The 24,478-nt window shown below is 67.1% G+C and carries 25 protein-coding genes; 10 read left to right on the top strand and 15 right to left on the bottom strand.

Annotated features, from left to right (window positions below):
* Nucleotides 1–87 precede the first annotated feature (87 nt).
* Both OEJ37_RS27370 and OEJ37_RS27365 read left to right on the top strand, forming a co-directional pair.
* Complete coding sequence (locus OEJ37_RS27370) at nt 88–549, top strand: cupin domain-containing protein (protein WP_174420777.1); 462 nt, start codon at nt 88–90, stop codon at nt 547–549.
* Between the two features lie 121 nt (nt 550–670).
* The gene (locus OEJ37_RS27365) at nt 671–1,810 is read left to right on the top strand and encodes a patatin-like phospholipase family protein (RefSeq protein WP_263347405.1); all 1,140 of its coding nucleotides are present in this window, start codon (nt 671–673) and stop codon (nt 1,808–1,810) included.
* 39 nt (nt 1,811–1,849) lie between these two features.
* Here OEJ37_RS27365 and OEJ37_RS27360 read toward each other — a convergent pair whose 3' ends face one another.
* Nucleotides 1,850–3,004, bottom strand: coding sequence for an alpha/beta hydrolase (locus OEJ37_RS27360; RefSeq protein ID WP_263347403.1), 1,155 nt, complete (start codon nt 3,002–3,004; stop codon nt 1,850–1,852).
* An 85-nt stretch (nt 3,005–3,089) separates the two neighbouring features.
* Entirely contained in the window at nt 3,090–3,800 is a 711-nt protein-coding gene (locus tag OEJ37_RS27355) for an HAD family hydrolase (RefSeq protein WP_263347400.1), read from the bottom strand.
* Between the two features lie 555 nt (nt 3,801–4,355).
* On the opposite strand from OEJ37_RS27355, the gene OEJ37_RS27350 reads away from it, so the two are divergent.
* The 3 genes from OEJ37_RS27350 to OEJ37_RS27340 all read left to right on the top strand — a co-directional run bounded on the left by OEJ37_RS27350 (nt 4,356) and on the right by OEJ37_RS27340 (nt 7,332).
* Nucleotides 4,356–4,949 (top strand): pyridoxamine 5'-phosphate oxidase family protein, encoded by a 594-nt coding sequence (locus OEJ37_RS27350; RefSeq protein ID WP_174420772.1) that lies wholly within the window; start codon nt 4,356–4,358, stop codon nt 4,947–4,949.
* A 152-nt stretch (nt 4,950–5,101) separates the two neighbouring features.
* Nucleotides 5,102–6,628: a phytoene desaturase family protein gene (locus tag OEJ37_RS27345; RefSeq protein ID WP_263347398.1), complete on the top strand. Its 1,527-nt coding sequence runs from the start codon at nt 5,102–5,104 to the stop codon at nt 6,626–6,628.
* A 245-nt stretch (nt 6,629–6,873) separates the two neighbouring features.
* Nucleotides 6,874–7,332, top strand: coding sequence for an MEKHLA domain-containing protein (locus tag OEJ37_RS27340; protein WP_263347396.1), 459 nt, complete (start codon nt 6,874–6,876; stop codon nt 7,330–7,332).
* 5 nt (nt 7,333–7,337) lie between these two features.
* Here the strand turns inward: OEJ37_RS27340 and OEJ37_RS27335 are convergent, their stop codons facing one another.
* Entirely contained in the window at nt 7,338–7,637 is a 300-nt protein-coding gene (locus tag OEJ37_RS27335; RefSeq protein WP_263347393.1) for a hypothetical protein, read from the bottom strand.
* Here OEJ37_RS27335 and OEJ37_RS27330 point away from each other — a divergent pair.
* Entirely contained in the window at nt 7,618–7,926 is a 309-nt protein-coding gene (locus OEJ37_RS27330; protein ID WP_034180436.1) for an ArsR/SmtB family transcription factor, read from the top strand. The genes OEJ37_RS27335 and OEJ37_RS27330 overlap by 20 nt on opposite strands.
* An 81-nt stretch (nt 7,927–8,007) precedes the next feature.
* Nucleotides 8,008–9,069 (top strand): alkene reductase, encoded by a 1,062-nt coding sequence (locus OEJ37_RS27325; protein ID WP_263347390.1) that lies wholly within the window; start codon nt 8,008–8,010, stop codon nt 9,067–9,069.
* Nucleotides 9,070–9,087: 18 nt separating this feature from the next.
* On the opposite strand, the gene OEJ37_RS27320 is transcribed toward OEJ37_RS27325, so the two are convergent.
* Nucleotides 9,088–9,615 carry a GNAT family N-acetyltransferase gene (locus OEJ37_RS27320; protein WP_263347387.1) on the bottom strand — a complete coding sequence of 176 codons (528 nt, stop codon included), beginning with the start codon at nt 9,613–9,615 and terminating at the stop codon, nt 9,088–9,090.
* A gap of 87 nt (nt 9,616–9,702) precedes the next feature.
* Here OEJ37_RS27320 and OEJ37_RS27315 point away from each other — a divergent pair, with 87 nt between their 5' ends.
* Both OEJ37_RS27315 and OEJ37_RS27310 read left to right on the top strand, forming a co-directional pair.
* On the top strand, nt 9,703–10,314 hold the full coding sequence (locus tag OEJ37_RS27315; protein WP_174420767.1) for a LysE family translocator: 612 nt from the start codon (nt 9,703–9,705) through the stop codon (nt 10,312–10,314).
* A 39-nt stretch (nt 10,315–10,353) separates the two neighbouring features.
* Entirely contained in the window at nt 10,354–10,692 is a 339-nt protein-coding gene (locus OEJ37_RS27310; RefSeq protein ID WP_263347383.1) for a hypothetical protein, read from the top strand.
* Between the two features lie 58 nt (nt 10,693–10,750).
* On the opposite strand, the gene OEJ37_RS27305 is transcribed toward OEJ37_RS27310, so the two are convergent.
* Entirely contained in the window at nt 10,751–11,668 is a 918-nt protein-coding gene (locus OEJ37_RS27305) for a phosphatidylinositol-specific phospholipase C (protein WP_263347381.1), read from the bottom strand.
* Between the two features lie 6 nt (nt 11,669–11,674).
* Here OEJ37_RS27305 and OEJ37_RS27300 point away from each other — a divergent pair, with 6 nt between their 5' ends.
* Nucleotides 11,675–12,697 carry a LacI family DNA-binding transcriptional regulator gene (locus OEJ37_RS27300; RefSeq protein WP_263347378.1) on the top strand — a complete coding sequence of 341 codons (1,023 nt, stop codon included), beginning with the start codon at nt 11,675–11,677 and terminating at the stop codon, nt 12,695–12,697.
* A 32-nt stretch (nt 12,698–12,729) separates the two neighbouring features.
* On the opposite strand, the gene OEJ37_RS27295 is transcribed toward OEJ37_RS27300, so the two are convergent.
* From OEJ37_RS27295 to OEJ37_RS27250, 10 genes are all read right to left on the bottom strand, one after another.
* Nucleotides 12,730–13,590 (bottom strand): carbohydrate ABC transporter permease, encoded by an 861-nt coding sequence (locus OEJ37_RS27295; protein WP_263347376.1) that lies wholly within the window; start codon nt 13,588–13,590, stop codon nt 12,730–12,732.
* Nucleotides 13,587–14,456, bottom strand: a complete 870-nt coding sequence (locus tag OEJ37_RS27290; protein ID WP_174420762.1) for a carbohydrate ABC transporter permease — start codon at nt 14,454–14,456, stop codon at nt 13,587–13,589. Before OEJ37_RS27290 ends, OEJ37_RS27295 begins: the two co-directional genes overlap by 4 nt.
* A gap of 34 nt (nt 14,457–14,490) precedes the next feature.
* Complete coding sequence (locus tag OEJ37_RS27285; RefSeq protein ID WP_175918247.1) at nt 14,491–15,729, bottom strand: ABC transporter substrate-binding protein; 1,239 nt, start codon at nt 15,727–15,729, stop codon at nt 14,491–14,493.
* A gap of 196 nt (nt 15,730–15,925) precedes the next feature.
* Entirely contained in the window at nt 15,926–17,134 is a 1,209-nt protein-coding gene (locus OEJ37_RS27280) for a porin (RefSeq protein WP_174420760.1), read from the bottom strand.
* 166 nt (nt 17,135–17,300) lie between these two features.
* Nucleotides 17,301–18,239, bottom strand: a complete 939-nt coding sequence (locus OEJ37_RS27275; protein ID WP_152865212.1) for a helix-turn-helix domain-containing protein — start codon at nt 18,237–18,239, stop codon at nt 17,301–17,303.
* A gap of 68 nt (nt 18,240–18,307) precedes the next feature.
* On the bottom strand, nt 18,308–18,895 hold the full coding sequence (locus tag OEJ37_RS27270; protein ID WP_263347371.1) for a DUF3156 family protein: 588 nt from the start codon (nt 18,893–18,895) through the stop codon (nt 18,308–18,310).
* Nucleotides 18,892–20,394, bottom strand: coding sequence for an APC family permease (locus OEJ37_RS27265; RefSeq protein ID WP_263347369.1), 1,503 nt, complete (start codon nt 20,392–20,394; stop codon nt 18,892–18,894). The genes OEJ37_RS27270 and OEJ37_RS27265 overlap by 4 nt, the downstream gene beginning before the upstream one ends.
* 261 nt (nt 20,395–20,655) lie before the next feature.
* Nucleotides 20,656–21,996, bottom strand: coding sequence for an aspartate aminotransferase family protein (locus OEJ37_RS27260; RefSeq protein WP_175946861.1), 1,341 nt, complete (start codon nt 21,994–21,996; stop codon nt 20,656–20,658).
* A gap of 63 nt (nt 21,997–22,059) precedes the next feature.
* Nucleotides 22,060–23,562 carry an aldehyde dehydrogenase family protein gene (locus tag OEJ37_RS27255; RefSeq protein ID WP_263347364.1) on the bottom strand — a complete coding sequence of 501 codons (1,503 nt, stop codon included), beginning with the start codon at nt 23,560–23,562 and terminating at the stop codon, nt 22,060–22,062.
* A 223-nt stretch (nt 23,563–23,785) separates the two neighbouring features.
* The gene (locus OEJ37_RS27250; RefSeq protein WP_263347362.1) at nt 23,786–24,448 is read right to left on the bottom strand and encodes a hypothetical protein; all 663 of its coding nucleotides are present in this window, start codon (nt 24,446–24,448) and stop codon (nt 23,786–23,788) included.
* Nucleotides 24,449–24,478 lie beyond the last annotated feature (30 nt).

The following is a 24,478-nucleotide window of genomic DNA, read 5'->3' as shown; positions in this document are numbered from 1 at the left end:
CGCCACGAAACGCGCGGACGAACGGCAGGCGGCGGCCGCCTACAATGGCAACCGTCCCATTCGCCCGCGTGGCAGACGGAGCCGCCCATGCCCAGGATCGACCTCAGCGCCGTGCCCGAACGCCGCGGCAGCGGCTATCCGCGGCCGTTCGACGGCCCGTGCGCGCAGCGCATCCGCCAGCGCCTCGGCGACGCCGGCGGGCTGCGCGATTTCGGCGTCAACCTGATGCGCGTGCCGCCGGGCGGCTGGTCGAGCCAGCGCCACTGGCATTCCGACGAAGACGAATTCGTGTACGTGCTCGAAGGCGAACTCGTGATGATCGAGGACGGCGGCGAGACCGTGCTGCGCGCGGGCGACTGCGCGGCGTTTCCGAAAGGCTCGGGCAACGGCCATCACCTGATCAACCGGTCGGACGCGGTCGCCGTCTATCTCGAGGTCGGCTCGCGCTCGCCTGACGACGTGATCACCTGCCCCGACATCGACATGATGAGCCCGAGCCGCGACGGCCGGTTCCTGCACAAGGACGGCACGCCATACCCGGACGCGTGACGCCGCCCGCACGGCGGGCGCATGCCAGCCGATGCGCGTCAGGCGATCCCGCGCCGCCGATCGCCTACACTGAATCGAACTGTTCGGATCCGACCCACCGTCACACGCAGCGAGGCAAGTCATGACCGCGAGCCAGCCGGCACGAATGGACCTCCCCGGGCAAGTCGTGCTCGTGCTCCAGGGCGGCGGCGCACTGGGCGCGTACCAGCTCGGCGTATTCCAGGCGATGGACGAGGCCGGCATCCGGCCCGACTGGGTGGTCGGCACGTCGATCGGCGCGATCAACGCGGCGCTGATCGCCGGGAATCCGCCGGAACGGCGCTACGAGAAGCTGTCGGCATTCTGGCAGCGCGTGACCGAGCGGACCCGTTTCGACGTCTCGCCGCTGCTGCCCGGCTGGGACAAGACGCTGGCCGAGCTGATGATCATCGGCGGCGGCATCACGGGCTTCTTCCAGCCCAATCCGGCATCGTGGCTCGGCCCGATGGTCCGCCTCGGCGTCGATCGCGCGTCGTACTACCGGATCGCGCCGCTGCGCGACACGCTCGCGTCGTTGATCGACCACGACCTGCTGAACGCGGGCCACCCGCGCCTGACCGTCAGCGCGGTCAATGCGTGCACGGGCACGATGCGCTATTTCGATTCGCGCGACACGCACCTGGGAATCGACCACATCATGAGTTCGGGCGCGCTGCCGCCCGCGTTCCCGGCGATACGGATCGACGGCGAGCCGTACTGGGATGGCGGCGTGTATTCGAATACGCCGGTCGAGGTCGTGCTCGACGACAACCCGCGCCGGAGCTCGATCATCTTCTCGGTGCAGATGTGGAATCCGGCCGGCCCCGAGCCCGAGAGCATCTGGCAGGTGGCGGAACGGCAGAAGGACATCCAGTACGCGAGCCGCACCGACAGCCACATCGCGCGCCAGCAGCAGATCCACCGACTGCGCCACGTGATCCGCGAGCTGGTCCGGCACGTGCCGGAAGCCGAACGCGCGTCGCCGGCCGTGCACCGGCTCGCCGCGTGGGGATGCGAGACCACGATGCACCTGATCAAGCTCGCGGCACCGCGGCTCGACGGCGACAATCAGTTGAAGGACATCGATTTCACGCCCGCCGGCATCGCGGCCCGCCGGCAGGCCGGCTACGACGCCGCGAAACGGGCGATCGCCGCCCGTCCGTGGAACCTGCCGATGGACCCGACGGAAGGATTGGCGGTATTCGATCCGGACGCGCCGCCGGTTGCTGAAAAACCGGCATGACGCGCGGCGCCGCACCGCGCGCCGATCGCAACGGCGCGATCAGGTGGGCGCGGCCGGCGCGGTTCCGGCGACGACCGGACACGATTGCGGCAACGCCTGGCCGAACAGCACGGCCAGCCCGCACGCCGACGTGAACATCCCGAGACTGTCGTGCCCGACGCCCGGCACTTCGACGACCTGCTGCGCGAGATCGTCCGGATGCCGCTTCCTCAGGTAATCGAAATAGGCGAGCCCGCGCGCGAGCCGGTACGGCCCTTGCGCCATCGCCGCGCACGAGCGGTCGATGAAATGCGTGTACGGGTTCGTGTCGGCCTGCCCGAGCAGATACACGACATGGCGCGCGACGTAGCGCGTTTCGAGTTCGCGCACGTCCTGCGACGCGACGTAAGGCGGCGCCGACTTCAACCCGTATTTCCATTCCGTCGCGCTAGGGCACGCACCGCCCGCGATTGCCTGTGCGTCCGGCCGTTCGTCGTCGAAATACAGGTAGCTCGACGGGTTCGCGACCACATAGCGCACGGCGATGCCTGCCTGCACCAGCGCGTCGCCTTCGTGCCCGGCCACCACATAACGCTGCAGCAATTGCGCGCCGGCCGAATGACCGATCACGACCACGGTCGACAGCGCGGGGTACAGGCTGCGATCGGCGAAATGCGCGAGCAACGCATCGAGCGCGGCGAACGAACTGATCGGGCCCGGCTGGCGGGCCGGTTCGCCGCCCTTCCATCCTTCCTGGGTCCAGGCCAGCGTCTGCACGGGAAGCGAGAACGCGCGCGTATCGGCGCGCGTCAGGAACTGCGGGGCGACGACCATCGTGCTCTGCCCGGCCACGCCGGCCTTCTCGACGACCTTGAGCCCCGACGCGTAGTACGCGTCGGCATTCCGCAGCGTGCCGTGAATCACGATGAACACGCGCGTGACGTCAGGCGCGGCCGTGTCGAGCGGATGATCGGCGTAGATGGGCAACACTGCGCTGCCCTGCGGCGTAGCGACGGCCACGCGCTGGTCGGCGACGGCCTTGACCGGGGCCTCGAGACGTTCGCGCTGCGTGGCGGCATCGGCCGGACGTGCACCGCCCAGCACGCCGATTGCGGCACAGGCTGCCGCGAACGGAATCGCGTATGACAGGGTTCGGACGGCCGGCAGCACGCGCGAGAGCCGGATTCTTGCAAAGGCGACGGAAATGAGCGACATGGTGACGGACCTGGATGCGGATATGACTTTAACGGCGATGGTCGCAGAATCCGTCGCGCGCTGCCGACCCGTTGCGGAAAGCGGTTCAGTCGGCCGGTTTTGCACCACGTTCGGCGTCGACGCGGGCTTCACCCGAAGCACGCTGCATTCGCCGCACGATCGCGGCCAGTTCGCCGATATGCGCGGTCACCGCCTGCTTGCCCGCGCGCGCCCATGCGTCGAACGACGTCATCCCGCTCACCGCGCCGACAAACGACACGCCGGCGCGCTCGGCCGCCTGCGCGTCCACCGCATGGTCACCCACGTAGATCGCCGCGGCAGCAGGCAGACCAAGCCGCGCGAGCGCCGTCACAAGCCCTTCCGGGTCGGGCTTGTGACGCTGCACGTCCTCCCCGCCGATCAGCACGTCGACCAGCGACTGCAATCCGTTCAGCGCGAGGATCGCCTCGATCCGATAACGAAACTTCGACGAAACGATCGCGACCTCGAGACCCTGCTCGCGCAGACGCGCGAGCAGCGGCGGGACTTCAGGGTAGATGCGGGTGCCGTGCACCATGATCTCGTCGGCGCGCACCACGAAGTGCCGCGCGAACGCGTCGGCCCGCTCCGGGTCGGTTTCGCCTGTCAACGAACGGAACATCTCGTGCAGCGGCAGTCCGATCACGGCGCCGATCTGCGCAGGCGTCGCGCCGGCGGCGCCAAGCTGGTGCAACGCGTACTCCGTGCATTCGATTATCGCGGCGGACGAATCCGCCAGCGTCAGATCGAAGTCGAATATGACGGCCCGAACAGGCATGAAAGATCTCCTCAAACAAGAAGGGCCGGCGCGCGACGCGCAGACCGTTGCACAGCATAGGCAAAGAGGTCAGCGAACGGTTGCATATCGAGGCGCAGACGTCCGTACTAAAGCACGTGTGCTTCAAGTATGCGTCGCCACTGCGAACCCACACCCTCGATCACCACACCGATGCCGGCGCAGCCATTACCGGGCGGCTGCGGTCGGAACGGGCGGTATGTCGAGCGACGACCCGAAAGCGCTCGACAGGCTGCGCGCGCAGCTCGGTGAATCAAGAAGGCGACGTGATTGGCTCCCGGCTTGCAGCGCGCACGGAAAATCAGGCCGGCACCTCCGATGCATGTTGCCACAATAATGCACGTCGTATACATTTGCATGTAGTGCACTTCTTCGTCTGTGGGGTGTCGCTCGGCTTGGTTGCAGTGTTCGCTCTTGGCGCAGGCCTGCACGTCGCCACGTACCTTACCTCCATGGAGGCGAGCATCGGAATACTGTCGTCCGGTAGATCGATGTCGTGAAAGCGACTTCGAGAACTGACGACGTATCGAGATCGAGGTGCAGGGACATGCGCCACCTGACCTTTTTCCACCGAGTTTCCCCGGTTTTCCGGGGCTTCCTGAAACGCTGTCGCACATCATCATGAATGCAAGCGAACTCTTTCAACAAGCAACTGAAATCGCCAGTCATTGCGCCTTCTGTTTCGTCTCTTCGAACGACGCGTCCGGTCAGATCAACTCCAGAGTCGTCGAGGTTCTGGAGATCGGGAAGGACCTCACGATTCGTTTCATGACCGACTCGAGAACGCGCAAAGCGTTGGAGATTCGCCAGGGGAAGACGGTCAGTCTGTCTTTCCTCAGCATGGCTGACCGAGGATACGTCACGATCGGGACCGTCCCGACAGTCTCCGCGGAGACTGCGCTGAAGCAACGCATCTGGAAAGAATCACTGCGCACCTGGTTCCCCAACGGGCCTGACGATCCTTATGTAGTGACCGTTACCTGTGAGCCCACCTGGGTTGAACTGTGGTCGCGCATGCGGAGGGTTGCGCCTGATCCGCTGGGCCTCAACTCGGTCCGGCTGACTCGGAACGATGGCGGTTGGCACGCCCGGCATACGTTCCCGACCGATGGCGAACCGGTGCATCCTTGACCGCCCTCTCGACGCGGCGAGCTACGCGTCGATCGCTGCCCCGTGGCGGCAAGTCGTGTTCGCTGGCGTTCGATGCGGTCGAGACTTGCCGCAACTTCACCTTTTATGCACGATACGCAATATTGCTCATCGTGCAAATCACGAGAGATCGTATGACGCGCAATGGCAAGGAACCCGTCTTCGTGATCGGCGCAGGCTTGTCCGGCCTGGCTGCCGCGCTGACGCTGGCACGCAATGACAGACCCGTCGTCGTACTGGAGGCCTCGGACGAGGCCGGCGGCTGCTGCTCCACCACGACGGCCAACAGGTTCACATTCAATAACGGTGCGATGTATGTCGCGGTGCCCTCGCTCATTCGCGCGTCGTTCCGGCGCTTTGGCCTCGACTTCGATCGCGAGATTCCGATGGTAGCCATTGAACGGCCTCACGTTACGCATCTGGAGAATGGTACGGCCATTCATCTATCCAGTGCCGGCACGTCATATGTGGAAGGCGACAAGGAGGATACACGGACACAGCAACTGCGTGACGGCCTTGGCAGGCTCCAACAGCAATGGGGCCCTGTCTACCGCACGCTGGTTGATGAAGTTCTGCCGCAGGAGCCTTCGCTTCTACGGACGTTAAGCAAACTGTGGCGTTACCTGCCCCGCATGAACGGGCATGTCAGCCACCTGATCGCGTCGCACTTCGCCGATGCGGACCTGCAGGCGGCTGTTGCATCGACACTGCTCTACACCGGGCAACCGCCCGATCGCCTTCCGGCAACGCAGATCATCGGCCTGCTGGCCATGCTGGAGGAGGGATTCCATTTGCCTCGCGCAGGTATGGGCGCCATCAGCTCCGTGATGGCACGCGAACTGTCCAGACGGTCGGTGCCGATCAGGTTCGGTGCCCATGTACGCGAAATCCTCGTGGAGAACGGGGCCGCCCGGGGCATCGTTCTTGCCGACGGCGAGCGCATCTCGACCGATTGCGTCGTGGCGACGTGTTCAGGTTTCGAAGTGGTCCGCCACCTGTTGCCCGCCCACGCCGTACCTCGGCGGCTAGCGCACAAGGCCCGAGCGGCACCGCTCTCGCATCGCGCGATTTCAATCCAGATCGGCTGCTCCGGTGCCGTGCTGCCAAGCGCCTTCATTACCAATCATGTTCCCCCGATGTCGCAACAGGCGGCCATGCATGTATCGACGCCCGGCGTTCCTCGCTGGCTCGCCTACACCTGTCCGTCACAGGTGCTGCCGGGGCTTGCGCCAAACGGCAAGGCAGTATTGGAACTGTATGCGCCAGCAACGGGAATCCATTCCGCATCGAAATGGACGAGCGCGATGACGCAGGCCGTGGTCGGCGACTATCTCGACGCGATACAGGCCCATCTCCCCGGCCTTTGCCTGGAAAACGTCCGTGTATCGGATCCGCAGGATTTCGCGCGCGGACGGCATCTATACGAAGGAGCGCTCTACGGCATTGCGCCGGGCACCATGCCCGACAAGTTCTTTCCGCATCGGACCGGGCTGCGCGGCCTCTATCTAGGAGGACAAACGACGTTCCCGGGGTATGGCGTACCCACGGCAATTTTCTCCGGCGTCCAGGCCGCAGAAGCGGCCGTGAAGGACATGCGCGGGCATGCGCGGGGCGCCTTGCATGACCTCAGGCAGGTCGATCCACTGAAACGGAAAGCTTGAGCAGTATCTTCATCCGGGCGTTTTCAAATGATCCGGGAAATTGAGTGACGGCCCGCACACTCATGCTTGCGAGCACCGAATACCTGTTTCGCATCGGCGCGCTGCCTCTCACACTCATGTTCGGCGCTTCGCTCCCGGCTGCCATGTTCGGAATGACGTACCCGCATGATCCGGCACGATGCGCCGCGCCGAATGAAGCTGCTGTATCGTAACGGCTTCCGATAATCCCGGGTGCGATGTGCCAGATGATTCCGTTCTTTCGCAATCCAGCCTTCTACCAGTTGCTTGCCGACAGCCATGCTCGACTGCTCGGTCGCCCGCTCGTGCCGGCCACCATTCCCGAAAATGACGCAACCGAGTGGCTCTATGAGAGCGCCCCGTTCGCAGTGCTTGCACACAACACCGACCCCGATCCGCTTTTTATCTATGCCAACAAGGCCGCGCAGCGCCGATTCGGATATGACTGGGATGAAATCACCCGGCTTCCGTCCCGGCTCTCTGCCGAAGCGCCGAATCGCGAAGAACGCCAGCAATTCCTCGCACGCGTACAGCGGCTTGGTTACGAGACCGGATACAAAGGGGTTCGCATCACGAAATCCGGCCAGCGCTTCATGATCGAGGAAGCAACACTGTGGCAACTTCTCGACGCGGACGGCGGATTACATGGCCAGGCAGTCGTCATTCCCCGTACACGCGACATCTGATTGCATTACCCGCGGTCCGCGCGAGACAACGTAATGCCGGAATTGGTTGCGTCCACCAACCGGAGAAGAAGCACCTGCAGCGCCGGATCACCCGGCGCATCGTGATCGAGGGTCAGCTCTGCGTTGCCTCGTAGCATGCGCAGGTCAACTTCCCGCGACGATAGCGGATCGTCGGCAGCTATCGCCCCCATAGCCAGCAGGGCTTTCAAACATATCGTCAAATCCCGATATATGATTCGCCCATCGACGATACCCGTCTGCCCGACCGAAACACCTGCTCCATCCATGCCGACCGAAATCGACATCGACGCGATCCTGAAAGCGCTCTCGAACCCCGTGCGCCGTGAAATCCTCAACTGGCTGAAAACACCGGGCGAGCATTTTCCGGCGCAGACGCTGCCGTACGACCACGGCGTCTGCGCGGGGCAGATCGACGCGCGCTGCGGGCTGTCGCAGTCGACCGTTTCCGCGCACCTCGCGACGCTGCAGCGCGCGGGGCTCGTGACGTCGACGCGGATCGGCCAGTGGGCTTTCTTCCGGCGCAACGAGGCCGTCATCGACGCATTTCACGACGCTTTGCGCCGCGATCTCTAGCCAACCGGCCGTATCGGCCACGCGGGCCCGCGTTGCGCATGACGCGACGGCGCGCCCGCCTTTCGTAAGAGGTTATCTGCCATGCCCACGCTGTTCGATCCCGTTACCCTCGGCGACCTGACCCTGCCGAACCGCATCGTGATGGCGCCGCTCACCCGCTCCCGGGCGGGCGCGACGCGCGTGCCGAACGCATTGATGGCCCGCTATTACGCCGAGCGCGCATCGGCCGGCCTGATCATTACCGAGGCGACCTCGGTCACGCCGCAGGGCGTCGGTTACGCGGACACGCCCGGCATCTGGTCCGATGAGCAGGTCGAAGGCTGGAAGCAGGTGACGCAGGCCGTGCACGCGGCCGGCGGACGCATCGTGCTGCAACTCTGGCACGTCGGCCGGATCTCCGATCCGGTGTTCCTGAACGGCGACCTGCCGGTCGCGCCGAGCGCGATCGCCGCGGGCGGCCACGTAAGCCTCGTGCGTCCGCAGCGTCCGTACGTGACGCCGCGCGCGCTCGAACTCGACGAAATCCCGGGCATCGTCGCCGCGTACCGCAAGGGCGCCGAAAACGCGAAGGCGGCCGGCTTCGACGGCGTCGAGATCCACGGCGCGAACGGCTACCTGCTCGACCAGTTCCTGCAGGACAGCACCAATCGCCGCACCGATGCCTACGGCGGCCCGATCGAGAACCGCGCGCGCCTGCTGCTCGAAGTGGTCGACGCGGCGATCGACGTATGGGGCGCCGGCCGTGTCGGCGTGCACCTCGCGCCGCGCGGCGACGCGCACACGATGGGCGATTCCGATCCGGCGGCAACGTTCGGCTATGTCGCACGCGAGCTCGGCCGCCGCAAGATCGCGTTCATCTTCACGCGCGAATCGTATTCGGGCGACCACTTGAGCCCGCGCCTGAAGGAAGCGTTCGGCGGCCCGCTGATCGCGAACGAGCAGTTCACGCTCGACACCGCGCAGGCCGCACTCGCGAGCGGCAACGCCGACGCAATCGCATGGGGCAAGCTGTTCATCGCGAACCCCGACCTGCCGCGCCGCCTCGAACTCGGCGCGCCGCTGAACAAGCCGGTGCCGGAGACGTTCTACGCGGAAGGCGAAACGGGCTACACCGACTACCCGGCGCTGAGCGACGCGGCCTGACGGCCGGGCAGCACGTGTTCAGGCGCGCACGGCCGCGCGCATGAACACGCGCTGCGTCTCGTCGAGCCCACGCGCGACGTGATGCGCGCGGACCGCGCGCAGCGTGTCGTCGAGCGATGCGTCGTCGATGATCCGGAAACCTAGACGCGCGTAGTACGGCGCGTTCCACGGTGCATCGCGGAACGTCGACAGCACGACCTGCGCGATACCCAGCTGCACCGCGCGCGCCGTCACCTGTTCGATCAGGCGCGCGCCGATCCGCTGTCCGGCATGCGACGGCGCGACATCCAGTTCCTCCAGATACAGCCGCTGCGCATCGAGCAGCCGGTAGAACGCAAACCCGACGCACGCGCCCTGCGCATCGACCGCGACAAGCGCGCGGCCGTCGTCGATGCGCGCAAGCACGTCGGCCGTATCGGTCGGCTCGCCATCGGCGATGTCGGTCATGCCGATCTCGCGAAACCGCTGCGCGGCGGCGACTTCCACGGCGGCCATCGCGGCCGCGTCTTCCCGCGTGGCGGGACGGATCAGGATCGATGCAGTCATGACGGCAATTCAGGCAGGCAGTCTGGAACGGCCGTCACTATAATCGAAACTTCATACGTTTCGAACGCCCCACCCACGAGGTCCGTCATGACGTTGTCCGCGCTCGCCGTCTTCGCCTTCGCCCTGCTCGTCACCGCCGGCACGCCCGGCCCGAGCGTCGCCGCGCTTGTCGCGCGCGTGCTGACGAACGGCGTGCGAGACGTGCTGCCGTTCCTCGCGGCGATGTGGCTCGGCGAAGCGCTGTGGCTCACGCTCGCGGTCGCGGGGCTGTCCGCGTTCGCGCGCACGTTCGAGACGGGCCTGATCGTGCTGAAGCTGCTCGGCGTCGCGTACCTGCTGTTCCTCGCGTGGAAGATGTGGACCGCGCCGACCGGGACGGGCGCGGACGACCTGCCGCGCGGCCAGTCGCCGTGGCGCATGTTCGTCGCCGGCATGCTGGTCACGCTCGGCAACCCGAAGATCATGCTGTTCTATCTCGCGCTGCTGCCGACCATTGTCGACCTCACGCACGTGGGCGCTCTCGCGTGGGCCGAACTGGTCGGCACGATGCTCGCGGTGCTGATCCTCGCCGACTGCTTCTGGTCGCTGCTCGCGGTGCGTGCGCGGGCTTTTCTCACTTCGGCGCGCGCGAAACGGATCGCGAACCGCACGAGCGCGACCGCAATGGCCGGTGCGGCAGTGGCGATCGCGACGCGATAGCCCGCCGATCCCGCGCCACACCGCCCCCTGCCGCCCGCCATGTCGCAACTCGGGAAGATTCCTGCCGCACTCGCCGCGCAATCGATTTCCCGTCGCGAGATCGTGCTTCCGCTCGACGTCGCGCTCGAATGCATCGATTATTGCGAGCGTCATCGCATTCCGATCTACGGGTGGGAAGGCTGGGTTCTGACTGCCGACGGACGAGTCGGACATGGCAGCGCGCCGCAGGGCACCGTGAGTCTTGAAGACTTACCGCTTGAAGATGCCGCCGCGTTCTGCCGCAGCACGATGGTGTCCGACGCACAGGCGTGGCGCGACGAGTACCCCGAAACGACCGACCGGCTCCATTTCTGCATCACGATCGGCAACGCGCGCTGATCGTCGTAAGCGTGCAATCGCGCCGGCACCCGACCGGCGATCCGCAACGGCAATCCGATTATTGCCCCCGTAGGGATTCACCATGAAAACCTGGCGCATGGTCGTTGCACTCGATCAGCGCGCGCACCAGCGCCCAATCGTCGTCATCGCAGAAATCAAGCAGCATCGCACCACACGAACCGCGCTGCTCGCGCAATCGTTCGGCCAGCCGCGCATGAATGCCCTGCACCCGGCCGTCGCCGTGCGCGACCACCGACGGATTCGCTCCCATCCCCGTCCCGCTGCAGAAGTTGATCGCCCAGCGGCCGCTTTCCGGTGTCGGCAGGTGCGTGAGGAGCGCGTCGATCGCGCGCCACTTCCAGCCGATCGACGCGGCCACCGGCACACGGTATTCGTCCTGGATCACGAATGCACCGTCGGGATGATCGATCGTGAACGTCGCGTTGTCGGGCCACGCGGTCAGGTCGATACCGAGCGGCCGGCCGCTGCGAAAACGCCGCAGCAGCACGACCGCGCCGCGCACGTCGCCGAGCACGGGCAGCGTGGCGCCGACATGCCAGCGCAACCGCGGGTGCCGCGCGCAATGCGCATCGAACGTCGCATCGAAACTGCGCGTGCACGCGTGCGCCGGCCATTCGTCCTTCACCGACATCACGATGCATTCGCGCGGATGCGCATCGAGAAAGCGCGTACAAGTTGCCAGCACATCGTCGATCGTCATGCCGAGCGCGACGCCGCCGTGATGGATGTCGAACGCGTCGCGCACGTGCCGGCAGCGGATGTCGAGCAGCCGCACGCCGTGCGCGAGCTGCGCATCAAGCGTTGCGCGCTGCGTGCGCACGAGCCGATCGTCGACCGTATACGCACAGGTGTCATGGCTGCCCGGTAGGGTCAGCGTATGCAGTAGCCGCGCATCGTCGAGCGCCGACATCCAGTCGGCGAGCGGCGTGCACGTATCGTGGCTCGAACGGATCATGACTCAATGAATGACAAGGAAAGAAAACCGTGGGTAACGGCGTCGGATGTCGCGGCGCGCGCCGGTGTATCGCGCTCCGCGGTGTCGCGCGCGTTCTCGCCGACGGCGAGCATCGCGCCGCAAACGCGCGAACGCGTAATGGTCGCCGCGCGTGCGCTCGGCTACCAGGTCAACCTGATCGCGCGCGACATGATCACGCAGCGCAGCAGCATGATCGGCGTCGTGACGGCCGGCTTCGAGAATCCGTTTCGTGCACGGCTGCTGTCGGACCTGATGGCCGCACTCGGGCAGCGCGCGCTCACACCGCTCGTGACCAATGCGGAAGATCCGCGCCAGGTCCGGCAGTCGCTGGAACAACTGCTCAGCTACCGGATCGCGGGCCTCGTGATGACTTCCGCGTCGCCGCCGCTGTCGGTGGCGCAGCAGTATCTCGAACACCGGATCCCCGTCGTGATGATCAACCGCGACGCGAACCTGCCGGGCGCGGATGTCGTCGTCAGCGACAACGCGGCGGGCGCCGTCCATGCGGCTCAGCGGCTCGTGCGGGCCGGCGCGCGCCGGCTCGCGTTCGTCGGGCCGCGCGGCGCGAGCTACAGCGCGCAGGCGCGCGCCGCGGCGTTCGAGCAGGCAATCGGGCGCGGCGACGCATTCGACGCGACGCTCGCGCGCGTGCTCGACACGCCGTCCGACACGCATGCATGCGGGATCGACGCCGCACGGCAACTGTTCGCGTCCGGCGAGCGGCCCGACGGCGTGTTCTGTTCGTCCGACCTGCTCGCGCTCGGCGTGATCGACGCCGCGCGCCGCGAATTCGGGTTGCGCGTGCCGGACGACCTGCGCGTGATCGGCTTCGACGACATCCCGGCCGCCGAATACGACGCCTATCGGCTGACGACGCTCCGGCAAGACACGCGCGGCCTCGCGCACGCTGCGATCGACCTGCTCGCCGACCGGATGCAGACGTTCGACGGCCCGTCGCGCACGCGTGTCGTGCCGGTCACGCAGGTGGTGCGGCATAGCTGCGCATGACACGGTGAAATCGGGCGCGGCGTTGCCGCGCGTCACTTCAACCCGCCCGCGAACCCGCGCAACAGGTAGCGCTGCACATAGCCGGCCACGGCCAGCGTGGGCAGCGACGCCATCAGTCCCGCGCTCATCAGGTCGCCCCAGTCGATGCCGTTCTCCGTCACATAACCGGCAATCGCAAGCGGCAGCGTGAAGCGGCTCGGCGTCGACACGAACAGCAGCGCGATCAGGAACTCGTTCCATGCGGCGATGAACACGAAGATCGCGGTCGCGATCAGCCCCGGCGCGCACAGCGGCAGCACGATCTGCACGAGCCGCCGCGCGAGCCCCGCACCGTCGATGCAGGCCGCCTCCTCGTATTCGACCGGCACGTCGCGCACGAACGCGAGCAGCATCCAGATCGCCATAGGCAACGCGTAGATCTGATACGCGAGCATCAGGCCGAGCGTCGAATCGAGCAGGTGCAGCCGCTTCGCGAGCGCGAACAGCGGCACCGCGATCGTGATCGGTGGCATCAGCTTCAACGCCAGTACCAGCACCAGGAACAGCAAATCGAGCCGTGCCGGGAACCGCAGCCGCACGAGCGCATACGCGGCCGGAAATGCGAGCGCCAGCGCGAGCAGCGTCGTGCCGAATCCGACCAGCAGCGAATTGAAGAGCGGCGCGCCGATGCCGTTGGACCACACCGACGCGAAATGCTCGACGGTCGGCGCGGCCGGCCAGATCCGCAACGGATGATCGAGGCGCTCGAGCGTCGGCATGAACGCCGCGCCGGCCATCCACAGACATGGCAGCAGCAACAGCGCGAGCGCGGCGATGCGCAGCGCCCACGGCACCGCGCGACCGAATGCGGCGCCCGTTCGCGCGCGTGAGATGCCCGCGGGTTGCGCCGTCATGCGCGCCGCTTGCGAACCGTCTGCCATACATACCCCGAGACCAGCAGCGCGGACGCCGCGAGCATCAGCACCGACGCGGCACTCGCCGGACCGACGTTGAAGAAGCGGAAGCCCGTGTCGTAGATATAGGTCGACAGCGTCTGCGTGGCGTTGCCGGGGCCACCGCCCGTCAGCGCATAGACCTTGTCGAACAGCTTGAACGTGTCGATCGAGCGCAGCAGCAGCGCGAGGCCGATCTGCGGCGCCGCGAGCGGCAGCGTGATGTCGCGCAGGCACTGCCACTCGCTCGCGCCGTCGGTGCGCGCGGCTTCGTACAGTTCGCCGGGAATCGACTGCAGCCCGGCCAGCACGATCAGGAACGCCATCGGCGTCCACTGCCATACGTCGACGAGCGCGAGCGACCACAGCGCGAGATGCGGATCGGACAGCCAGCGCACGCCTTCGACGCCGAACGCCGCAAGAAGCGCATTCAGGAAGCCGTCGAAGTTGAGCCAGTTGCGCCAGATCGCCGAGCACACGAGCGTGGACAGCATCATCGGCAGGATCGCGAGCGGCAGCGCAATGCGCCGCCCCGGAAACGCGCGCACGAACAGCAGCGCGAGGCCGAAGCCGAGTGCGACCTCGGCAAGCGACGCGACGATCGTGAAGCGCAGCGTATTGCCGAAACCGGCCGCGAACGCGTCGTCGCCGAGCACCGCGCGATAGTTCGCGAGCCCCGCGAACGCGCGGCGGCCGGCCGCGTAGTCGACCCGGCAGAACGAGTCGATCAGCACCTGCGCGACCGGATACAGCGCGAGCGCGGCGAGCACCAGCAGTGCAGGACCGAGCAGCGCAACGAACGGCAGGCTGCGGCCGAAGGTTTTCATGCGCGGGTTCCGGGTGACATATCGAGGCGAGCCGTCACTTGCCGGCCGCGGCCATCGCCTGTGCGATCTTCTGCTGTGCCTGGCGCAGCGCGGCGTCGGGCGCCGACTGCCCGGTCAGCGCGAGCTGGAGCTGGTCGCCGAGAATACTCTCGACCTGCTGCCAATCCTTCACGCGCGGCCGCGCACGGCCGGCCTCGAGCGCCTTCAGTTGATCGGGATACCAGCGGTACTGGCGCACCAGCGCCGGATCGGCGAACACGCTGCGACGGGTCGGCGGAATGCCGATTCCGGCGAGGCGCGTCTGCGTGTCGCGGGCGGTCAGGTAAGCCAGGAAGTCCTGTGCGAGCTTCGCGTGCGGCGCATCCTTCGGAATGCCCATCTGCCAGATGCCGAGCATCGGCGCGGGGCCGGCGGTCTGCCCCGGCGGCGGCTGCAGCGCAATTTGCCCGACCACGCGCGACTGCTTCGGATCGTCGAGCGCCGGCACCCACGCGGGCCACACCTCGATCGACTGCGCGGCCGTGCCGCGCTGCAGCGCATCGCGCACTTCCGCCGCGCCGTACACGTCGACGTCCTTCGGTGCGGACGCCTTCAGCGCGAGGAACGTCTTCAGCGCGGCCTGCGCCTCGCGCGAATCGATCGTCACGTTGCCGGCATGGTCGAACACGTCGCCGCCGTACGCCCACAGGATCGGCAGGAAGCCCGTCACGACCGGATTGCCCTTCGTGCCGCGAAACACGACGCCCGACACGCTCTTGTCCGCACCGCCGACCGTCTGCGCGATCTTCAGCACGTCGTCCCAGTTGCGCGGCGGCTGCAGCTTGTATTTCGCGAGCAGGTCCTTGCGATACGCGAACATCTCGACATTGCCGACGATCGGCAGCGCGTACAGCGCGCCGGCTGCGTTGCGGCCGAGCGCGACGGCGGACGGCACGAGATCGGCGTCCGCGAGCGACGCCGGCAGCGGCTTCAGCCAGCCGTTGCCGATGAATTCGGGCGCCCACGTGTCGTCCATCATCACGAGGTCGTACGCGCCGGTGCCTTCGCGCATCGACAGCTTGAGTTTCTGGTACAGGTTCGCGTTCGGCAGCTTGAGCAGCTCAATCTCGGTGCCGGGGTGCAGTTTGTTGAAGCCGGCGACGGCGTCGGCCAGCCCCTTGCCGTAGATGTCGTCGCGGCCTGCGATGACGAGGTCCGCGGCAACAGCGTGCGTGGCGGCGAAGGACAGCGCAAGGGCGGCGGACAGCACGCGCAGGCGGCTCAGCAAGGTCATGGGGTCTCTCTCGTTCGGCGTGGTGGCGGGACAACTGGGCGTTGCACACGTGTGCAACGCGGGCGACGCTTCCGGCTGCCTGAAGCGAACGCCATTGTTCACGCCGATCGTTAAGAATTTATGGCACGCGGCGGAAGAGGCGGCCGCCGTGCCCCGCTGCCCCGCTGCCCCGCCCCGCTTGCCGCCTCGGCCCCCGTCAGAAGTTCACGCGGATCCCGGCCATCACCGCCAGTTGCCGGCTCGAATTGCTGTTCGCGAGCACCGGGATCTGCGCGTAGTTCGCCGCGTTGCCGTTCGCGTCGGTGCCGAGCCCAGCGCCGCTCGCGATCTGGCCGATCGCGACCGCATACAGCGCCGTGCGCTTCGACAGGCTGTAGTTCGTGCCGACATTCAGCTGGTGAAAACGCGTCGTGCCGCGCCCGTCGGTGTGCGCGGCATTGAAGATGTACGCGACGCCGCCCTGCAACGCGGGCGTGAACATGTACGTGACGTTCAGCTCGCCGATGTCGAACGTGAACGCCTGCGTGCGCGGCTGCGCGGCGGTCGACAAATAGCGGCTGTCACCGAGGCGCGTATGCGTGTAGGTGAGCGCGACCGTCGCCGCGCCGAGCGTCACCGAGCCGCCCGCGCCGAACGCGCGCATCGAGCCGGCGTCCTGCAGCAGGCAGTACATCGCGCCCGGGTTGCTGCACGCGAAATCGCCGATATAGCCGCTCGCGCCGCCGAGCGCCGCGTCGAGCGGCTGATGCAGGTCGAGGTAGCCGACCGAGAACGCCACCGGCGCGCGCGTGTACGTCGCGGCCACCGCATAACCGCGTTTCGCGGAAAAGTCGCCGGCCTGCCCGCCGAAGCTGAACGTGCCGCCGAACGTGAGGCCGTTGAAATCGGCGCTGGTGAACTTCACCGCGTTGTTGAAATTGAACGCGGCGTTCAGGTTGTCGACGTCGCCGAGATGCGACCCGTACGGCGTCGCCCAGTTGTTGCTCGACACATAGGCGCCGAGCATGTCGGTGTACGAGTCGTATTGCCGGCCGAGGCCGAGCGTGCCGATCCCGTCCTGGCGCAGCCCGACCCACGCCTGCCGGCTGAATGCGGTGCCGCCCTGCAGCGCCTGCCCGTTCGCGGACAGGAACTGCTGTTCGAGCGTGAACACCGCATCGAGCCCGCCGCCGAGCGGCTCGGCGCCCTGGAACCCAAAGCGGGACGGCACAAGGTTGCCGCCGCCCATCTGCCACGCATGGCCGCCGCCCGTGCTGCCGTCGGCGCGCGTGAACTGCTGGTTTGTCGAGTAGATGACACCGGTGTCCACGGTGCCGTACAGCGTCACGCTGCCCGAGGTCTGCGCATGCGCGTGCATGCAACCCAGCGTAGCCGCGGCCGCGGCCAGTCGTCGTCCGATCTTCATGTCCCGTCCTCTGGTGTCGTCGATTCGCAGTGCAAACCGATGGTGTTGTCGATATGGGTGACGGGACTCTATCCAGCGAAAATTCAGGACCTCTATCGCAAATCGGCAAACGGTGGATCGCGCCGCCCGCGACGGTGCCCGACGGCGCCGTCGCGGTACGCGTGCGTCAGTCGGGACGCGTCGTCTGGGAAGGCAGCTCGCCGAACAGGTCGCGATACTCGCGCGCGAAATAGCCGAGATGCGTAAAACCCCAGCTCGCGGCGGCCTCGCCGATGCCGAGCTGCTGCACGGACGTCGTGCGCAGCATGCGCCGCACCGCGTTCAGCCGGATCGTGCGCAGATAGCCGACCGGCGTGACGTCGGCAACGCGCTGGAAGCTGGTTTGCAGCGTGCGGCGGCTGCAGCGCAGCGCGCGGCACAGCTCGAGCACGGTGACGGGTTCTTCGGGCCGGTCGCGCAGATGCTTCTCGCAGCGGCTCACGATATCGCTGTAGGTAGCATGCGTGATGTCGCGGCGCTCGACGCCGATGCCCTGTTCGAGCGCATCGAGAAACATGCCGAGCATCGCATCGCGAAACATCTTGCGGGTGGCCGCGTATTCGAGGTGGCCCGGGTTGTGCTGCGCATCGTCGATCAGCGACGACAGCCGCACGCCGAGCGCGACACCCTGCGCGTCGGACAGCCGCGTCACGTGCCGCAGCTTGCGCGCGCCGGCCGCGCCGAATTCGGCCTCGCACAGCTCGTCGACCATGTCGGACGCCGCGCTGATCCCGACGAGCCCCATCCCTTCCGGCGTATGGAATTCGAAATCCTCGCCGGCGCGCAGCGCGAGCAACGCATAGCCGTCGACCGGCTGGCCCTGGAACGTGCCCGCGAGCGGCACGGACAGCGGCACCGCGAGCGACGTGCGCCCGGCCGGCGCGAGCCCGGTTTGCGCGACGCGCCGGTTGGTCGTTTCGCGGAAGAAGTGGAAATCGTCGTACAGCACCTGCGTGACCGTGCCCCTGAAGCGGCCCGGCGTCATCTGGCGGTAGACCTGATGCCAGCCCGCGATCGCGAGCCCGTGGTCGTGCACGTCTTCGTGCGAGCGTGACTGGAACAACATCGGCGCCTCCGGTAAAACCCTGATTCCTGAATGCGACCGAGGCGTTCGCCCCGCCGCAACGCCACAGCTTACCCGCGCAAAAACCTGCGCAGTGCCGTTTCGAATGCAAGACAGGCCGCCGACAACGCAGCAGCCTGCTCACCGGTCAGCCGAACGTAGCGTCGAAACGACGGCATCCGGTTCACGACCTCGCTGCCGCCGAACGGCACGATCGCGAGCGTCCAGCGGCCGTCGCGCGCGTCGACCGCGCAGTCGGTCAGGTGCAGCGGCCGCAGCGCGTCGGCCAGCGACGGCTCTGCGACCAGCGCAGCCACCGTATCGACGAATCCGGAGTCGCATTCCGGCGCGGGTATCGCATCGATGCCCGTGCGGCGCAGCCAGCCGGTCTGCCGCACGCGCGCGCGGCCCTGCGCGGCCGGGCCGCATACGGTCACCGCCACCTTCACGCTGACCGTATGCATCAGGAGCTGGCGCTCGACGTGCTCTTCGACGTTTACGCACACGCCGTTCGGTAGCCTTACCGTCGGACTGCCCACACCATCGGTATCGCGCACGGCATGCAGGTCGGCGAGCACGCGCGCGGCGATCGCGCCGGGCCGGTGGCCGGGCGGCGGCGCATCGGGCGCCGCGCGCCACCGGGCGAGCGCGGCCTTCACGATGCGACGTGCTCGTTGCGCAGCACTTCCTCGACCGGCACCGGCTTGAACGGATGCCGGCGCTGCACGACCAGCGTCCAGAACAGCGCGTACAGCGCGGTAAGCCCGAGCATCGCGCCGAACGGCACGTAGATGTCGCGCGCGTTCATGCCGGGCGGCGTGATGTACCAGATCGCGAGCACGATGCCGACGCTCGACACGATCTGCGGCAGCGGGAACAGCGGCGAACGGTACGGGCGCGGCAGGTCCGGGCGGCGGATGCGCAGCATCACGACCGACGCGGTGACGAGCAGGTACGCGGTGCCCCACGCGCAGGTCGCGGCGAGCACGAGGTGCAGGATGCTGTCGAGATTGCCGTTGATCAGCCATGCATGGAAGATCGGCACGACCGCCGCCGCGACGATGCCGACCACCGGCGTCTTGAAGCGCGGATGCAGGTACGCGAAGCAGCGCGGCAGCGCGCCGTCGATCGCCATCCCGTACAGGATGCGCGGCAGCCCGGCCATCAGCGTGTTGATCGTGGCGGCGCCCGCGAACAGGAATGCGATGCCGAACCAGATGCGGCCGAACGGGCCGAGCACCTGCAGCGCGAACGCGGGAATCGCGCCCGGCGTGTCGAGCAGGTGCGTGAGGCCGTCGGGGCTCACGGGCACGTTCGCGACCTGGCGGCGGATCGCGGCGCCGTACAGGAACATGCAGATCGCGACGCCGACGAGGCCGATCGTCATCGCACGCGGGATCGTGCGGCCCGGCGCTTTCATTTCCGGCGCGAGCGGCGTGACGAACTCGCAGCCGACGAACATGAACATCGCCATCCCGACCAGCGACAGCACGGCCGGCACCGACGTGCCGACTTCCGAGCCGCCGAACCAGCCGTCGAGGTGCACGGCCGGCGCGGCCGCGAGCCCGAGGATCCCGAAGATCATCAGCGACAGCCACATGCCGGCCGTCAGCACGATCTCGAGCTTGCTGAACACCTTGATGCCGATGATGTTGGTGATCGCGAACGTGATTACGAGGCCGACGCCGACGAGCCAGGAGCTGTTGTGCTTCTCGAACGCGGCGTTCAGCGATTCGAAATTGACGAGCGCCATGATGCCGCTCAGGATCGTCTCCGCCGTGCCGGCGAACACGTGCACGAGGAAATACGCGGAAATCGTGCCGGTGATCGCCCAGAAGCGGCCCAGCCCGCACGACAGGTAATCGTAAACCGAGCCGGCCGTCGGCAGCATCGCGGCGGCTTCGGAGAACGTGGTCGCCTGCGCCTGCATCATCACGAACGCGATGATCATCGCGACCGCGAACGCCCAGCCGCCCATCCCGAAGCCCGACGTCGCGGTGAGGATCACCGGGCTTGCCATGATGAGGCCGACGGCGCTCGCCAGCGCGGTCGGAAAGCCGACCGCGCCCACCTTCAGCGCCGTGCCGCCGCCCGCTTCGGCCGGCGTGCCGGCGGACGTATCGCCCGCGGCGCCGGTAACTCCCGACCATCCCGACATCTTTGTCTCCTTCGTTTGTCGACCGGTGCCGGCGCTTCGGCCCGTGCTCCAGTCGCATGCTTCACGATCGGCCCGGGGGCGGCGCTTCAGCGCTTCGGCACCCGGGTCTCCTGTCGATCACACTTGATCCGATGTCGAAAAAATACGCAGGCAAAATAATCCGGTCATAGCGCAAATCGGCAAACCGGCGGCGGCGGCGACGGCCAGGCCCCCCGCCGCCGGTTTGCGGTCACGCGCTCATGCCGTCATGCCCTCCTGCCGTCACGCGAACGGCACGGCCTCGAAGCCCGCCGCGAGCGCGTCGACGATCCGGTCGAGCTGTTCGCGCTGGATCACGAGCGGCGGCGACAGGATGATCTTCGTGCCGACCGGCCGCACCAGCACGCCGTTCTCGCGCGCGACTTCCGCGACCGCGTTCGCATAACCGGACAGCGGGTCGATCGGCTCGCGCGTCGCTTTGTTCGCGACGAGGTCGAGCGCGAGCATCAGCCCCTTGCCGCGCACCTCGCCGACCGACGCGAAGCGTTCCGCGAACGGCTGCAGCGCTTCGAGCAGATACGCGCCCTGCTTCGCCGCATTCGCCGGCAGGTCTTCCTTCACGACGATGTCGAGGCTCGCGATCGCGGCCGCGCACGCGACCGGGTGGCCCGCATACGTGTAGCCGTGCATGATCGCGCCGCCGAAGTCCGCATTCGCGGCGAACGCGTCCTCGATCCGCGCGTTCACGACCGTCGCCCCGAGCGGTACGTAGCCCGACGAGATCCCCTTCGCAAGACACATGATGTCCGGGCGCACGCCCCAGCCGCGGCTGCCGAACATGCTGCCGCTGCGGCCAAAGCCCGTCACGACCTCGTCGGCGATCAGCAGTACGCCGTAGCGATCGCACACCTCGCGCACGAGCGGCCAGTAGTTGGCCGGCGGCACGATCACGCCGCCCGCGCCCTGGATCGGCTCCGCGATGAACGCGGCAACCGTGTCGGGGCTCTGGAACTGGATCTCGCGCTCGAGCATTTCCGCGCAGATCCGGCCGAGTTCCTCCGGATCCTGCGTGAACGGGTTGCGATACAGCCACGGCGTCTCGACATGGAAGCAGCCGGGCAGGTTCGGCTCGTAGTTGCGGCGGAACACCGTGTTGCCGTTCACCGACGCGCCGCCGAAGTGCGTGCCGTGATAACCCTGCTTCAGCGAGATGAACTTCGTACGATCGGCCTGGCCGCGCACCTTCCAGTACTGGCGCGCGATCTTCAGCGCGGTCTCGATCGCGTCGGAGCCGCCCGAGCTGTACAACACGCGGCGCATCCCTTCCGGTTCGAGCATGTCGATCACCTTCTTCGACAGCTCTTCCGCGCGCGGATGCGAGATCCCGTCGAACAGCTGGAAGTATTCGAGCTCGTCGAGCTGGCGCACGATCGCGTCCTTCACTTCCTTGCGGTTGTGGCCGACGTTCACGTTCCACAGGCCCGCGACGCCGTCGACGAGCTTTCGGCCCTGTTCGTCGAACACGTAGCAGCCGTCGCCGCGCACGATGCGGATCGGCTTGCGCTGCTTCATTTCGTTCGGGTGCACCATCGGGTGCCAGAATTTCGCTTCGTTGTAGCTCATTGCAGTCTCCACTGTCGGATCGTTTGAACCTGGGTCGTTCGGGTTCGAGGTTCGCGCCGCGCGTCAGTGCGCGATGCAGACGGATTTGGTTTCGGTGAAGCCTTCGATCGCGTACTGGCCGAACTCGCGGCCGATGCCCGATTGCTTGTAGCCGCCGAACGGCATCGACGGATCGAGCGGGATATGGCAGTTCACCCACACGGTGCCGGCTTCGATCTGCGGCACGAGGTTCATCACGCACTTCAGGTCGTTGCTCCAGATGCTCGCGGCGAGGCCGTACGGCGACGCGTTCGCGAGGCGCACGGCGTCGGCCGCGTCGTCGAACGGCACGACGACGATCACCGGGCCGAACACCTCGTCGCGCACGATCGCGCTGTCCGGATGCGGATCGGCGATCACGGCCGGCTTCACGAAATAGCCGGGCAGGTCGTCGGCCGGCGTGCCGCCCGCGAGAAACGTGAGGCCGGCGCGGCGCGCGCCTTCGATGTGCTGGACGACCTTGTCGCGATGGTGCGCGGAGACGAGCGGGTTGATCTGCGCGGTCGTGTCGAGGCCCGCGCCGAGCTTCATCGACTGCGCGACGCCCGCGAGGCCGTCCGCGAGCTGCGCGAACTTGCTGCGATGCACGTAGATACGCGACGCGGCCGCGCACACCTGCCCCTGGTTGAAGAACGCGCCGGCGGCGACGCCGTCGAGCGCCTGCGCGACGTCGATGTCGTCGAGCATCACGATCGGGTTCTTGCCGCCGAGTTCGAGCGAGAAGCGCGTCATGTTCTGCACGGCGGCCGCGCCGACCAGCTTGCCGGTCGCGGTCGAGCCGGTGAACGAGATCTTCGCGATCGACGGGTGGCTCGCGAGCGCGGCGCCGCACGTGCGGCCGCCCGTGACGACGTTGAACGCGCCGGGCGGCACGCCGGCTTCGCGCGCGAGTTCGGCGAGGCGCAGCGCGGTGAGCGGCGTTTCCGGCGACGGCTTCAGCACGATCGTGCAGCCGGCCGCGAGCGCGGGAATCAGCTTCCACACCGCGATCATCAGCGGGAAATTCCACGGCACGATCGCGGCGACCACGCCGACGGGCTCCTTGCGCGTATAGGCCGTATAGCGCGTGCCTGGCGGGAACGGGATCGACACGTCGAGCGTCTGGCCGGTAATCTTGGTCGCCCAGCCGGCCATGTAGCGCACGTATTCGACGCTTGCGCCGACCTCGATCGCGCGCGACACGTGGATCGACTTGCCCTGGTTCAGCGTTTCGAGCTGCGCGAGCGTTTCGGCGTCGCGTTCGATCAGGTCGGCGAGTTTCAGCAGGATGCGTTCGCGGTCGGCCGGACGCAGGCCGCTCCACACGCGCGTGTCGAACGCGTGCTTCGCGCTGGCGACCGCGCGGTCGACGTCGTGCTCGTCGGCATCCGCGACCGTTGCGAGCCGCTCGGCCGTCGCGGGGTCGTACACGTCGAGCCGCGCAACCGCGTGCGCGGGCTGCATTTCACCGTCGATGAAGAGGCCGAAATCGCGCGCAACGAAGGTGCGCACGGTGTCGCTGACGGCGACGAAGTTCGTGTTGCTCATGGGCGTCTCGAGGATTGTCGTGGCTGGACCGCGTGCGCGTGGGCACGCGGGCGTCGGACCACTGTATCGACGAGGGATCGCGCTCGGTGAGCGCAAATTGGCAGCGCGTGGGGGAAACGGCGGTGTGCGCCGGAGACGACAGGGCAGACGCGGGGGACGCGCTGAATGGGGATGAACGACCCGTCGGCGTATTCAGTCAGCCGGTATTCGAGTCAATTGGCGGTCAGCCGCTGACGTCCATGCAGCTCGCGGGCCCGACCAGTTCGTTTTCCTTTGCATCGCCCGACGTGAACAGGCAGAAGCCGGCGCCGATCTCGCTTTCGAATTTCATCAGGAAGTCCGGCCGCCCGTCGCGATCGAGATCGCCCGCCCATATCAGCGACGCGCGGAACGGCGGCGTGCTGCCGCCGAAGTCATGCAGGACCGAGCGCTTGCCGCCACCTTCGGCAATCACCGAACCGGATGCGGTGTGGCGCAGATCGTACTGGCGGCCGTGAAAACCGAAACGCAGCGGTCTGACGCCGGGTTCGATCGTCGTTCCGTCGTTCTGGAACGCCAGATTCGCCGCGTCGACCCTGCCCTTCCTGAGCGGTTTGCAATGAAACAGCGCAATGGCTTTTTTCAGGTCGGACGTGATGTCGACTGCCTCGTCGTCCGGCTGCGTCGGTTCGAACCGGATGCGTGCCGGCGCGAGCGTCCAGCGGTTCCCGTCCGGTGCCAGTCCGAGCCAGCCGTCGCCCGGATAGTCACCGGCATGACCGACGTCGTCGGTGGAAATCCGGGTCGGTTGCAGCACGATGCAGGCGTCGTGGTCGCTGTCTTGCGCGAAGGCCGTGGCGGAACCCAACGAGACGAGCAACGCGGCCAGCAGTGATTTGGTATTCATGAATCCGCGATCGCGAAAGGTTCGATATCC

Source organism: Burkholderia sp. BKH01, from assembly GCF_025685725.1.
GTDB classification, from domain to species: Bacteria; Pseudomonadota; Gammaproteobacteria; order Burkholderiales; family Burkholderiaceae; genus Burkholderia; species Burkholderia pyrrocinia_C.
Note: the sequence above shows the minus strand (reverse complement) of the source record. Positions and strands in the feature narration are given on the sequence as shown.